Annotated in this window: 8 protein-coding genes; 5 read left to right on the top strand and 3 right to left on the bottom strand. The window is 71.8% G+C overall.

What is annotated here, in order from left to right:
* Positions 1-15: 15 nt before the first annotated feature.
* Complete coding sequence (locus ABD714_RS08600) at positions 16-2,427, bottom strand: Hsp70 family protein (protein ID WP_344811903.1); 2,412 nt, start codon at positions 2,425-2,427, stop codon at positions 16-18.
* Between the two features lie 150 nt (positions 2,428-2,577).
* Here ABD714_RS08600 and ABD714_RS08595 point away from each other — a divergent pair, with 150 nt between their 5' ends.
* Together ABD714_RS08595 and ABD714_RS08590 are read left to right on the top strand one after the other, a co-directional pair.
* Positions 2,578-5,220, top strand: a complete 2,643-nt coding sequence (locus ABD714_RS08595; protein ID WP_344811902.1) for a transglycosylase SLT domain-containing protein — start codon at positions 2,578-2,580, stop codon at positions 5,218-5,220.
* A 73-nt stretch (positions 5,221-5,293) separates the two neighbouring features.
* Positions 5,294-6,826 carry a fibronectin type III domain-containing protein gene (locus ABD714_RS08590; protein ID WP_344811901.1) on the top strand — a complete coding sequence of 511 codons (1,533 nt, stop codon included), beginning with the start codon at positions 5,294-5,296 and terminating at the stop codon, positions 6,824-6,826.
* Positions 6,827-6,829: 3 nt separating this feature from the next.
* Here ABD714_RS08590 and ABD714_RS08585 read toward each other — a convergent pair whose 3' ends face one another.
* Both ABD714_RS08585 and ABD714_RS08580 read right to left on the bottom strand, forming a co-directional pair.
* Positions 6,830-7,978, bottom strand: coding sequence for a zinc ribbon domain-containing protein (locus tag ABD714_RS08585; protein WP_344811900.1), 1,149 nt, complete (start codon positions 7,976-7,978; stop codon positions 6,830-6,832).
* Positions 7,979-8,000: 22 nt separating this feature from the next.
* Positions 8,001-8,621, bottom strand: coding sequence for a helix-turn-helix transcriptional regulator (locus ABD714_RS08580; protein ID WP_344811899.1), 621 nt, complete (start codon positions 8,619-8,621; stop codon positions 8,001-8,003).
* 185 nt (positions 8,622-8,806) lie between these two features.
* Between ABD714_RS08580 and ABD714_RS08575 the strand changes: the two genes are divergently transcribed.
* Genes ABD714_RS08575 through ABD714_RS08565 form a run of 3 tightly spaced genes read left to right on the top strand, consistent with a single transcriptional unit; the run spans position 8,807 to position 13,330 of the window.
* Positions 8,807-9,274, top strand: a complete 468-nt coding sequence (locus tag ABD714_RS08575; protein WP_344811898.1) for a hypothetical protein — start codon at positions 8,807-8,809, stop codon at positions 9,272-9,274.
* Positions 9,275-9,308: 34 nt separating this feature from the next.
* Positions 9,309-12,932, top strand: coding sequence for a cobaltochelatase subunit CobN (gene cobN / locus ABD714_RS08570; RefSeq protein WP_344811897.1), 3,624 nt, complete (start codon positions 9,309-9,311; stop codon positions 12,930-12,932).
* On the top strand, positions 12,929-13,330 hold the full coding sequence (locus tag ABD714_RS08565) for a pyridoxamine 5'-phosphate oxidase family protein (RefSeq protein WP_344811896.1): 402 nt from the start codon (positions 12,929-12,931) through the stop codon (positions 13,328-13,330). The genes cobN and ABD714_RS08565 overlap by 4 nt, the downstream gene beginning before the upstream one ends.
* The last annotated feature ends 12 nt before the right edge of the window (positions 13,331-13,342 follow it).

Here is a 13,342-nt window from a genome sequence, read left to right as displayed (position 1 = left end):
CGGCACGTAGTCGCCTCACCGGGGGCTCCAGGCGGGCGCGGTCTGCTGACCGATCGCATCCTCCGTCCACAGCACTCGCTCACCCTTGCCCTCTTTGCTCATGATCCAGACCCGGGGGACGTCCTTGCCGGGCCAGGCGCTGGTGGACGCGTTGCTCTTGAACGCGATCCAGTCGCCGAAGCGCGACCAGGAGGGGTCCTGCTCGGCGGCCTCGGACACGGCGAGGCCCTTCGGCTTCGCGGAGCCGTCCGCGGCGACGGTGTAGATGTCGAAGTTCCCGGCGGTGGTCTGGTCGACGGTCCGGCGGCGGAAGGCGATGGTCAGTCCGTTCGGAGACCAGGTCGGGTCGGCGTCCTGCCCCGCGACGACCGCCGTGGTGAGCTGCCGCGGCTGGCCGGAACCGTCGGCGTTCGCCACGTAGAGCTCGCCGCCGCCGAACGCCGACTGTGGCCCGGCCCAGTACGCCAGGCGTTTGCCGTCGGGGGAGAACGCCGGGTCGTCGACACGCTGGTTGCCCTGCGTGACCTCGCGGAGGACGGTGCCGTCGGTGCGGATGATGTACAGCCCCCACGCGCCCTCGGAGTCCGTGCACGAGATCGCCAGCACCGTCGGGTCCGCCGGGTTCCAGGCGGGCCGGTTCATGGTTCCGGAGCAGACAGACGGGACCGGGTCGAACAGGGGTCGATCTCCTTCACCGTCCGCCGCGCCCGCCACGTGCAGCACTCGGACGTTGTCGCTGGTGTCGGCGTCGAGCACGTACGCGATCGTGGCGAAGTCCGGTGAGAGGACCGGATTGAGCTCGGCGGCGGGCGTCTGCCGCAGGGGACGCACCGGCGCCGCCGTGTCGGCATCCGCGAGATAGAGGTTCCAGTCACCGCCGACCTGCATCGGGACGACGAGCTGCGAAGCGGCTAGCGGAGCCGAGCGCGGCAGCTTGTCCGGAGCCGCGGGACTGGCCGAGCCGGGTCCCGACGCCGACTGGTCGGTCGAGGGCGGTGATGACGTCTGCTCGGTGGTGCCGAGCGGCCCGGACGCGGAGCCACTCCGCTCCCGCCAGTTCCCGACCTGCACCACGGTGAACCAGGTCAGGAGCGCAGCCGCCACGACGGAGACGACCACGATGAGCTGCCACCGCTGCCACGGGCGGCGGCCGACCCCCTGGGCCGGAGGCCCGACAGGGCCGAGATCGGCTGAGGGAGCCGTACCGACCGAGGAGGCCGGCTCCCCGATCTCGGCCGGAGGTGCGGGCGGGCCGACCGGCGCCACCTCGACCGGGGCCACCGCGACCGGCGCCGCCCCAGCCGGCGGCAGGGTCGGCGGTGCTGGGGCCGGCGGTGCTGACGTAGCGGAACCGGTCGGGCCGGGGGTCCCCAGCCGACCCAACCGGGCCGCGCCGAGAGCCACATCGTGCTTGGGATGGGTGTCCAGGGCGGCCGGGATGCCCAGCTCGTGCTGGAGGATCTCCCCGACCAGCGGGATCCGCGAGCTTCCCCCGATCAGCACGATGGCGCTGAGGTCGTCGGGTGCGACCCCGGCCGAGGCCAGACCCCGCCGCGTCGCTGCCACGGTCTCCTGGAGCGCCGGTCGGATGAGCTCCTCGAACTCGCTGCGGGTGACCCTGACCGTCGTGGAAAGCCCCGGCAGGGACACCGGGACGACAGTCGTCACGTCACTGGAGAGTGCCTCCTTGGCGTCGACGCAGTCGCGCCGGAGACGGCTGAGTCCGACGGCCAGCCCGGGGTCCTCGGGGTCGAGACCGCCGATCCGGTCGACCAGGCCCGCCATGACGCGTTCGAACAGGGCGTGGTCCAGGTCGGCGCCGCCGAGGTGCTCGACGCCGTCGGGGTTGCCGAGCATGCTGAAGCCCACGGCGGTCTTCTCCACCACGCAGACGTCGAAGGTGCCGCCCCCGAGATCGTAGATCGCGAGCTTCCCGCCCGTCTCGACGCGGGCCCGGGAGGCGTACTGGGCGGCGGCGGCCACCGGCTCGGGGACCCAACGGACGTGACCGACATCGGCCAGCGTCGCCACCTGGCCGAAGATCTCCATCTTGAAGGGACCCCAGTTGGCCGGGTGGGTGAGGACGACCGCCTCGGGTGCCTCGCCGAGGCGCTCCGTGGAGGTCATGATCACCCAGCTCAGCAGCCGGGCGGTGAGGAGCTCCGCCGAGAAGGGTGAACCCCCCACCAGCAGCGGTACGTGATCACCCAACCGGCGCTTGAACTCGCGCACCACCCGATCCGGCTCGACGACCCCGCGACGTTCGGCAGCCTCGCCGACCACGAAGCTGCCGTCGGTGTCCAGGAACAGCACCGAGGGGATCTGCAGCGCCCTGTTGCCGAGACCGACCATCGACGGACCGGAGCCGTCGGCCATCGCGGCGGCCGTGAACGTCGTGCCCAGATCGACGCCCAGCGAATACGACATGGAGTGGTCCCTCGTCCCTCCCGGTGGGGGTCATCCTAGTGATCGACCGGGATCGGCCGACACCGCCTGTCCTGGTCATAGAATCGAATCGACCGGGGGACGAAGGTTCCGCGATCAGCGCCACGACTGAATGACATCGGAGGGCGTCGGATGCCCGTTCTCACGGTTCGCGAGATCTACGACATCGCGCGCGCGGCCGGCTTCGGCGAGCAGCAGGCGGTGACCTGGACCGCTATCGCCCTCGCGCAGTCCGGCGGTCGCACCGGTGAGCTGAACGCTCGGGGGGAGTCTGACGGCGGCCCATGGCGGATCGCCTCGATCCCGGGTGTCGACGCCAGCCGTTGGGGCGACCTGGACGACCCCAGGAACAGTGCCCGGGCAGCCTTCGAGATCAGTCGGCACGGTCGTGACACGGGCCCCTGGGCCGCGAACCACGGCGTCGGCCAGGGGGCACAGACCGACTACCGGACGCAGCTCGGGAGGGTCGAGCAGGAGGTGGGCATCGTCGGCCGCGGCTCCGGGAACGGGTCGGCACCTCCGCCACCGAGTCCGGGTGCGCCATCGGCGTCGTACGACCAGATCGATCAGGGTGGTGCGTTCGGTGCGGGTGCGACGCCCTGGACCCGGGAAGGCGCATTCCCCACCATCGGCGGTACGGCCGGAGACTCGGACCGCGACGGTCTGTCCGACGTGTTCGAACGCTTGGTGGGCACCGATGCCGCGCGCGTCGACTCGGATGGAGACGGTCTCACGGACGGCTACGAGGCGAGTTCCGGAACGGATCCGTTGTCGACCGACACCGACCGGGACGGGTTCACGGACGGACTGGAGGTGGGCCAGCGGGGTGACCCCTTGACCGCGGACGCTTCGGGAACCGTGCCGCGGTGGACCATCGAAGCCGGCTCCCAGCGCCGGCTCGCCTCCTTGTCGACGGCACCGCAACAGACTCAGCAAGCGCCGGCCGCCCAGCAACCGGGGCCCACCACGGAGGGTCCGCCGTCGCCGGGGCCCGCCCGGGACCTGAACGGCGGTCGCGTCTCCTCCGACGGTGCGGAACCGAAGCTGGTGGTTTCCCTGGACGCGGCCGGCCACGGCAACTGGCAGGGTGCGGTGAAGTCGGGTGACCACTGGTACCTCGCCCAGGCAGGAGCCGGCGACAAGTTCCAGGTCTTCCATCGCCTGGACAGCAGCGGCAAGGCGCTCGACCAGATGAAGGTGGTCGGGGCCGCACACACCACCTCCTTCGCTGTAATCGGCAACACGGTGTATGCCACCAACGACGGGGAGGTGGTCACGTTCCCGTACCAGCCCGGAGCGACGATCAACGCCGACGACTCGACGCCGACGGGCTGGAAGGGCTACATCAGCATCGACCCGACCAACCGGCTCGCCGTGATCCGCAAGGGCAACCACTACCGCGCCTACGATCTCCAGACCAGGGAGCAGGTCGGCAAGGAGGTGGTCACTCCGACGGGCCAGCGGCAGGGCTTCTCGATCGTGGGCGACGCCCTCTACGTCCTCACCGGCAAGACGAACCAGCCCGGACGGGTGGATTCCTTCTCGTTCACCACGGGCGAGCAGACAGGCTCCCAGGACGTCACCGGCGTCGGCCCTGGTCGGCATCGGGAGCCGGAGGGCATGTACGGCGACCTGATGGGGGTGAAGACCGGCCTCGGCTCGGCCCGGCGGTTGAAGATCTACCAGCTGGACACCGGGATCGCGCCGGCCACCGGGGCCCCCCCGGTCACGGACCAGCCCCCCGTCCCGGATCAGCCCCCCGTCCCGGATCAGGCCCCCGTCACGGATCAGCAACCGCTCGCGTCCGGAGCGGACCACGGAGCTGAGCGCGACCAGCACGATGACGACGCCGGCGACGACGGCGACCACGTGAAGTTCGGCGGCAAGACGGTCGACCGGCGGACCGCGGCGATGCTGACCGAAGCGGAGCGACTCGCCAACGAGGAGGATCCCTCCATCGGCCGGTTCAACCTCACCCAGGGGTCGTTCTCGCACTCGGTCAACGCCTCCAGCGGAACCCACGACGGGCCCGGCGCCTTCGACATGTACACCCGCAGCTACAGCGCGGAGCAGAAGGAGACGATCGGTCTGGCTCTGCGCCGCGTCGGGTTCGCCTCGTGGTTGCGACGGGAGAGCCAGGGCCCGTGGGGCGAGCACTGGCACGGCATCGCGATGGGGACGAAGGGTCTGCCGAGCCTCGCCGCGAGCCAGGTCGACAGCTACCTCGACGGCCGGAACGGCCTGCGGCGGAACGGCAAGGACACCGACCGGCGACCCGAGGACATCCAGACCTGGGAGGAGTACCGACGGGACCACGTCCCACCGGCGGCCGATCCACCGGCGGCGCCCACCGAGCCGGCGGCGCCCGCGGCAGGCACCGGCGGCACGTCGCCGGACGCGAGCGGCGGGCAGCCGCTGGACCCTGGTCGGGACACCGATGGTGATGGTCTGACCGACGTGTTCGAACGACTGGCTCGGACCGACGCGAGCCGTGCCGACACCGACGGCGACGGGCTGCTCGACGGGTACGAGGTGGGTACGTCGAGATCGGACCCGCTGTTGGTGGACAGCGATCTGGACGGCTTCACCGATGCGGCGGAGCTGCGGTTCGGGGGCAACCCGCTGGGTTCGGCTTTCGGGGGGAGCCGAGGTCTCGGCGAGAACCCCCTGGGAGGGGATCCAGTCGGCGGGGACCCGCTCGGCGCCGGACCGCTCGGCTCGGACCCGAGTGGGGCGGCAGGATCGCCCGCTCCCGAGGACCCGCTGGTCCCGTGAGGCCCGGGCAGGGGTGACTGCCCGATCGGGCAGCCGCGTCGCCATCCGTCCCTGGCGGCCCTAGCATTCGATCGTGGCGGACCCGTTGATCAGCCTGGACACCGAGCATGCGTTCGTGCAGCCCGGCGGTCAGGTCCGGGTCACCGTCACGATCACCAACACGGGCAACCTGGTCGAGGGCTTCTGGCTGCAGGTGCTCGGGCCGGCTGCGGCCTGGGCCGAGGTGGTGCCGCCCGAGGTCTCGGTCTACCCGCAACAGGACGCGACGGCCGCGGTGATCTTGTCCCCGCCCTCCGACGGCAGTGCGCTCAGCGGGATGCTCCCCTTCGGCGTGCTGGCTTCGTCGACCCTCGACGCCACGACCAGCGCCGCCGCCGAGGCGGACCTGGAGATCGGCGAGCTGCACAGCCTGCAGGCGAAGATCATCCCGGTCACGTCCACGGGCCGCTGGCGCGGCCGGCACGTCATCCAGCTGCAGAACTGGGGGAACTCCCAGGCGCAGCTGCAGATGGTGGCGCGCGATCCCGACGACGCCCTGGGCTTCTACCTGAGTTCCGCGTACGTGGATCTCCCGCCCGGTGGCCAGGCGACGGTCCGGCTGTCGGCGCGGAGCAAGCGCCCCTTCCTGCGCGGCTCCCCGGTGCGGGTGCCGTTCCAGGTGATCGGGGAGCCCCTGGACGGGGGTACGCAGCCGCCACCGGCCGTCCCGTACGGAGATCCGTCGCGGCCGGTGATCGACGCCGCCCTGAACCAGAAGGCGATCCTGTCCCGCGGGGTCGTCACCCTGCTGACGCTGTTGCTGGTCGGGATCCTCGCCCTGGTGGGGTTCGCGCTGACCCGCAAGGAGACGCCGGTCCCCGATCTCTATCCCCGCGGCGCGCCGCCCAAGGGTGTGCTCCGGGTGGTGACGACGACCCCGAGCAGTGTCTCGCTGGCGTGGGACCCGGTTGCCCTGGCGGACCGTTACGACCTCCAGCAGGTCGATCCCGCCACCCAGAACGTGATCAAGAACTCGCCGTTGGATGCGGCCCTCACCGGCACCGACGTGGTCGGTCTGCCGGCCGAGCAGGAGGTCTGCTTCCGGCTGGCGGTGACCCGGGCGAAGATCACCGGACCACCGTCGGACCTCGTCTGCGCGACCACGACGGCGGCGCCGCCCACCCCCGTGCCGACGCCGACCGCCACCGACCCGGCGACGACCGCCGCGCCGAGCCCGTCGCCCACCCCGACACCGTCCACGACGACGCCGTCACCGACCCCGACGTTCAGCCCCGGAGACCCGAACACGGACCCGATCATGAAGGGGCAGTGGATCGCGGTGGCCGATGTGCTGCCCAAGACCGTGGCGGAGTCCGACGTGCAGATCCACGTCCAGCAGCTGACGGCGGCCGGGCTGCCGGCGAAGTACCTGGACAGCGTCCACTACCCCCGCCTCGTCCTCTACACCACGACGCCGCCGCCGGTGCCCACCCCGACACCGGAGGGCACCTGGGTGGTGTTCCTCGGACCCTTCCCCGCTCAGGCCGACGCCGATGTCCAGTGTCCGTCGATCGTCGCCGCCCAGCCCGGGGCGACGTGCGTCACCGCCCAGGCTGATCCTCCATGATCATCACTCCGGGAACGAGCGGAGGGACACCTCGGTCAGACTGATCAACGGCTTCATCTCCGGGGTCAGGTCGTAGGTCGAGGTGATGCCGAGGCGCAGCTGGGTGACCGGAGCGCCGCTGTCCACGGCGATGCGCTGGGGATCGGCGGTCTGGTTCAGGGTGGCCGACTGGCACGAGCCGTCCGGGAAGCCGATCCCGATCACCTTCGGCTGCGGCTGCAGCGCCCGCTGGGGGTTGTCGGCGTCCAGCCCGGACCAGATCACCACCTGACGGATGCGGGTGGCGGGGAAGGTGAAGAGCACGGTTCCGGTGCCGGGAGCCGCTCCGCACGTCGGCGACGCCCCGGTCGGCGCCCAGGTCATCGTCCACTCCTGCTTCGAGCTGTCGACCAGGGTCTGGGGACTCGAGTCGGGCGCCGAGGCCGTCGTGGGGTTGACCATCACCTGCACGCCGGAGACGGCCACGTACTGCTTCGCCAGGCGGTGCCAACCGTCCTGGGCCAACGCGACCGGGCCGAGCTGCAGCACAGCTCCGAAGCCGACGAAGAGCACGAAGACGAGCGCCCCGATGATCACCCGACGCCAGCGGTAGAGCGGCGGCAGCGACCGTCGGTACTCCCGCGCCGCCTCCCGGTCCCGGGCCGCCATCGCCTGCGGGGTCCAGGCGCTCCAGTCCACGTACGGGTCGGTCCCGTGGGCGGCGACGAAGCTGTAGCCGCAGTGCCCGCAGTACCGCCGGGTGGGTGGGTTCACCGTGGCGCAGGTCGGGCACGTCAGCTCCGTCGGTGCCTGGTCGACGTAGCCCTGGTCGACGTAGGTCTGGTCGACGTAGGTCTGGTCGACGTAGGTCTGGTCGACGTAGCCGTGACCCTGATCCACCGAGGTCTGGTCCACGGAAGGGCGCTCGAGCGTCGTCTCGCTGTCGGGCTGGCAAACCGCGGGGAGGGACACCGTGGGCTGCTGGCTGAGCGGCAGACCCTGGCCGGCCTCCGCCGGGACGGCCGCGGCCGTCGAGGGACCGCCGGAGGTGGACGGCGGGGAGTCGGTCGAGGCCTTGTCCCAGGCCAGGAACTCGTTGCAGTTGCGGCAGAACTGCGTGCCGGGTGGGTTCGGCTCCCCGCACGCCTCACAGATGAGGTCGATCCCGATCACCTCCCGCCGACGACGTGGTCGCTCAGATCAGACCCTCCCGCACCGCGTACGCCACCGCGTGGGTCCGGTTCTTCAGCTGCAGCCGGGTGGTCAGGTCGTGCAGCACATTCTTCACCGTCCGCTCGCTGTAGCACATCCGGGCGGCGATCTCGCTGGTGTCGAGTCCCTCGGCGACCAGCCGGAGGACCTCGGTCTCCCGCGGGGTGAGCCCGGTGAAGGTGAGACCGCGCGGCGCCAGGACCTGACGCTGCAGCCGACCGACCTGCTCGAGCAGCCGGCCGAGCAGGTCGGCGGGGACCTCGCCGTCGCCCGAGGCGACCTTCACGATGGTCCGCACCATCGTGTCGGCGCTCGCGTCGCCCCGGCGCAGCAGCCCGGCCACACCGGCCTCGGCGGCCGCGACCAGGGCGGCGTCGTCGATGGTCGTGGCCACCAGCATCAGCCTGGGGTGCCCGTCCTTGCGCAGAGCACGGAGCTCGCGGGTCGTGGACTCGTCGACGGTGTCGGTGATCATCACCGCGACCGCTGACTGCGGGGCGCTGTCGACGATCTTGATCTCCGGGCGCATCCGGAGCTGGGCGACCACGCCGGCCTGCGAGATCGGGTCCCGGGCGTGGACGTAGGTGGGAACGGTGACGGACATGAGTGCTGACCCCCAGATTGCTGCCGCGCCGACGAGGGCGACGAGAAGGGAACTTCCTGTTGCCCCAAGGGTCCGGATCGGCCTCACGATCGGCTCAACACGCGCTCATCGACCGCTCATCGCCGCTGACCCGACCGGGTAACGTCGAGTCGTCATGGAGCGATGAAGCCACCAGGAGCACACGGATGCGGGTCGACATCAAAGAGGGCGGCGACGGCGTCGCGTGCTGGAACGCCGAGCCGATCGCCGCCTACGCCGCGGCGATCGACGCCCGAGAGGCCGCGCTGGCGTCGGCGAACCCCGATCTGGACGTCACACCCGGTCGGGTGAAGTGCTACGGGTGCCAGGTGAACGACTTCGCCCTGGGGATCAGGTGCACGGCCGAGCTGACCCGGACGCTGTACGCGGTCACCGGCGAGGTGGCCCCGCGCCCCGCCGACGCGGTCGGTTCCCTGGCCGACATCACCGGTCTGCGGAACCGCATCGACACCGCGGATGCGGTCACCCAGGTGCGCGCGACCGCTCCCGCCGCGCCGCCGGCCCAGGACCAGGCGGACGAGCCCCGGCTCGCCCCGCCGCCACGGGTGGCGCCGCCGCCCAGCGCCGCCCCGCGCCGCGCCGGCTTGAAGGGTCTCCTCGGTCGCCGAGGGTGACGGCGGGCACGTCCCGGTGACCTAGGCTGCACCGGTGACCCGGATCGCCCTGCTCTCGACGTCCGACACCGATCTGCTGTCGGCTCGCGCCAGCGGTGCGGACTACGTCTACGTCAACCCGTCGCGGATGGCGCACACCGAGATGGCGGAGGTGTTCGCCGGGGCCGACCTGATCGTGTCGCGCATCCTCGGATCGCCGCAGTCGCTGTGCAGCGGGTTCGCCCGGATCCGCGGCGAGGGCCAGCCGATGGTGGTGCTCGGCGGCGAGCAGGCTCCCGACGCCGCCCTGATGGAGCTGTCGACCGTCCCGATGGGGGTCGCCGCCGACGCGCACGTCTACCTGGCCCAGGGCGGCGCGGAGAACCTCCGCCAGCTGCACGCCTTCCTGTCCGACACCGTGCTGCTCACCGGGGTCGGCTTCGAACCGCCGGTCGAGCAGCCGACCTGGGGCGTGCTGCCGCGTCCCACCCCGGTCGAGGCCGGCGCCGGCACCCGGCCGCGGGTGGGGATCCTGTTCTACCGGGCCCAGCAGACCGCCGGGAACACCGCGTACGTCCAGGCCCTGGCCGACGCCGTCGACGCCGCCGGCGGGATCGGGGAGCCGATCTTCGCCGCGTCCCTGCGCGACGCCCCGGACGACCTGCTGGCGCACCTGGGCACCCTGGACGCGCTGGTCACCACCGTGCTGGCTGCCGGCGGGACCAAGCCGGCCACCGCCAGCGCCGGTGGCGACGACGACGCCTGGGACGTCCGGGCGCTGGCCGCCCTGGACATCCCGATCCTGCAGGGACTCTGCCTGACCTGGGGGCGGGAGGCGTGGGCCGGCTCGGACGAGGGCATGTCCCCGCTCGACGTGGCCACCCAGGTCGCCGTGCCGGAGTTCGACGGCCGGATCATCACCGTGCCGTTCTCCTTCAAGGAGACCGACGCCGACGGTCTGCCGCACTACGTCCCGGATCCCGAGCGCTGCACCCGGGTCGCCGAGATCGCGGTCAACCACGCCCGGCTGCGCCACATCCCGCCGTCGCAGCGGCGGATCGCGCTGGTGCTGTCGGCGTACCCGACCAAGCACTCGAGGATCGGCAACGCCGTCGGCCTGGACACCCCGGTCTCGGTCATCCGGTTGCTGCGGGCCCTGCGCGAGGAGGGCTACGACCTGGGTGCCCCCGGCGAGATCCCGGGCACCGGGGACCTCGAGCCGGTGGACGGCGAGCACCCCGACACCACGGCCGGCAACGCGCTCATCCACGCGCTGATCGCGGCCGGGGGACAGGACCCGGAGTGGCTGACCAGCGAGCAGCTGGCCGGGCAGCGGGTCCGGATCGGGGCGGCCACGTACGCGCGCTGGCTGGCCGACCTGCCCGACGACCTGGTCGACGCGGTGACGCAGGCCTGGGGTCCGGCGCCGGGCGAGCTGTTCGTGGACACCAGCCGCGACGCCGCCGGCGAGATCGTGGCCGCCACCCTGCAGGCCGGCAACGTGGTCATCCTGGTGCAGCCGCCGCGCGGCTTCGGGGAGAACCCGATCGCGATCTACCACGACCCGGATCTGGCGCCGTCCCACCACTACCTGGCCGTCTACCGCTGGATCGAGCGCGAGTTCGGGGCCCACGCGGTGGTGCACGTGGGCAAGCACGGCAACCTCGAGTGGTTGCCCGGCAAGACGCTCGGGATGTCGGCCTCCTGCGGCACCGACGCCGCGATCGGGTCGCTGCCGCTGATCTATCCCTTCCTGGTCAACGACCCCGGCGAGGGCACCCAGGCCAAGCGTCGGGCGCACGCGACGATCATCGACCACCTGGTGCCGCCGATGGCCCGGGCCGAGAGCTACGGCGACATCGCTCGGCTCGAGCAGCTGCTCGACGAGTACGGCAACGTCTCGGTGATGGATCCGGCCAAGGCGCCGGCGCTGCGTGGCGAGATCTGGACGCTGATCCAGGCAGCCCAGCTGCACCAGGACCTCGGGTTGGAGGAGCGCCCCGGCGACGAGCAGTTCGACGAGTTCGTGATGCACGTCGACGGCTGGCTGTGCGAGATCAAGGACGTCCAGATCCGTGACGGGCTGCACGTGCTCGGACAGGCGCCGGCCGGGGACGAGCTGATCAACCTGGTGCTGGCCGTGCTGCGCTCGAACCAGGTCTTCGGTGGTCAGGTCAGCGGCGTTCCCGGCCTCCGCTCGGCCCTCGGACTGACCGAGGACGCGCCGATCGCGGAGGTGGACCGGATCGAGGCCGAGGCCAAGGCGCTGGTGACGGCACTGGCCGCGTCCGGCTGGGACCCGGCGATCGCCTCGACGCTGACCGACAACCCGGGCGCGCAGGCGGCGTTGCGGTTCGCCGCGGTCGAGGTGGTGCCACGGTTGAGCCGGACGACCGACGAGATCACCGCGACCCTGCACGCCCTGGCCGGCGGCTACGTGCCGGCCGGGCCGTCCGGTTCGCCGCTGCGCGGGCTGGTCAACGTGCTGCCCACCGGGCGCAACTTCTACTCCGTCGACCCCAAGGCCATCCCGTCCCGGCTGGCGTTCCAGACCGGCACGTCGATGGCCGACTCGCTGCTCCGGAGGCACCTCGACGACACCGGCGAGTACCCGCGCTCGGTCGGACTCTCGGTCTGGGGCACCTCGGCGATGCGGACCAGCGGCGACGACATCGCCGAGGTGCTCGCCCTGCTCGGTGTGCTGCCGGTCTGGGACGACGCGTCGCGCCGGGTGGTCGGGCTGGAGGCGGTCGACCTGGACGAGCTCGGCCGACCGCGGATCGACGTCACCGTACGGATCTCGGGCTTCTTCCGGGACGCCTTCCCGCATGTGGTCGCCATGATCGACGACGCCGTCCGGCTGGTGGCCGAGCGGGACGAGCCGCTCGAGCTGAACTACGTGCGCGCCCACGCGGAGGCCGACCTGGCCGAGCACGGTGACCAGCGGCGGGCCACCACCCGGATCTTCGGGTCGAAGCCCGGCTCGTACGGCGCCGGCATCCTGCCGCTGATGGAGGCCGGCAACTGGCGCGACGACCAGGACCTGGCCGAGGTCTACAGCACTTGGGGCGGCTTCGCGTACGGGCGTGATCTCGACGGGATCCCGGCCCGCGGCGACATGGAGGCCAACTACCGCCGGATCGCGGTGGCCGCCAAGAACATCGACATCCGCGAGAGCGACATCCTCGACTCCGACGACTACTTCCAGTACCACGGCGGGATGGTGGCAACGGTGCGGTCGCTGACCGGGACCGCGCCGAAGGCGTACGTGGGCGACTCGACCAACGCCGACGCGGTGAAGACCCGCTCGCTCAGCGAGGAGACCTCGCGGGTGTTCCGGGCCCGGGTGGTCAACCCGCGCTGGATCGCGGCGATGCAGCGGCACGGCTACAAGGGCGCGTTCGAGCTGGCCGCGACGGTGGACTACCTGTTCGGGTTCGACGCCACGGCCGGTGTCGTCAGCGACTGGATGTACGAGCAGCTGGCGAGCTCCTACGTGCTGGACAAGGAGAACCAGGACTTCATGCGGCACGCCAACCCGTGGGCGCTCAACGGCATCATCGAGAAGCTGAGCGAGGCCGCCGACCGGGGCCTGTGGGCGGAGCCGGACCCCGAGACGCTGGCCGCGCTGCAGCAGGTCTACCTGGACGTCGAGGGTGACCTGGAGGACCGCGGATGAGTCTGGACCTGACCGACCTGTCGGCCGACGTCGTCGACTTCCTGACCGAGCGGCACCTGGCCACCCTCACCACGCTGCGCGGCGACGGGACGCCGCACGTCGTGCCGGTCGGCTTCACCTACGACGTCGACACCCGGACGGCACGGGTGATCACCGGCGGCGAGTCGGTCAAGGCACGCAACGCCGGCCGCCCGGGTGCGGTGGCGGCGATCTGCCAGGTGGACGGGGCGCGCTGGCTGACCGTCAGCGGTCCGATCCGGGTGGACCGGGATCCGGCGGTGATCGCCGACGCCGTCGACCGCTACGCGGCGCGCTACCGGCAACCCCGGGTGAACCCGCTGCGGGTGGCGTTGATCATGGACGTGGACCGGATGCTGGGGTCGAGCCGGCTCGGCTGACCCCGCATGGCT

Source organism: Microlunatus aurantiacus (genome assembly GCF_039536605.1).
GTDB classification, from domain to species: Bacteria; Actinomycetota; Actinomycetes; order Propionibacteriales; family Propionibacteriaceae; genus Microlunatus; species Microlunatus aurantiacus.
The sequence above is the reverse complement of the archived record's forward strand: the minus strand, read 5'-3'. Positions and strand labels throughout refer to the sequence as shown.

Bases quoted from the DNA above. Each gene is read 5' to 3' on its own strand.
- ABD714_RS08600 (WP_344811903.1), bottom strand. From the start codon at position 2,427: ATGTCGTATTCGCTGGGCGTCGATCTGGGCACGACGTTCACGGCCGCC.
- ABD714_RS08595 (WP_344811902.1), top strand. From the start codon at position 2,578: ATGCCCGTTCTCACGGTTCGCGAGATCTACGACATCGCGCGCGCGGCC.
- ABD714_RS08580 (WP_344811899.1), bottom strand. From the start codon at position 8,621: ATGTCCGTCACCGTTCCCACCTACGTCCACGCCCGGGACCCGATCTCG.
- ABD714_RS08575 (WP_344811898.1), top strand. From the start codon at position 8,807: ATGCGGGTCGACATCAAAGAGGGCGGCGACGGCGTCGCGTGCTGGAAC.
- ABD714_RS08565 (WP_344811896.1), top strand. From the start codon at position 12,929: ATGAGTCTGGACCTGACCGACCTGTCGGCCGACGTCGTCGACTTCCTG.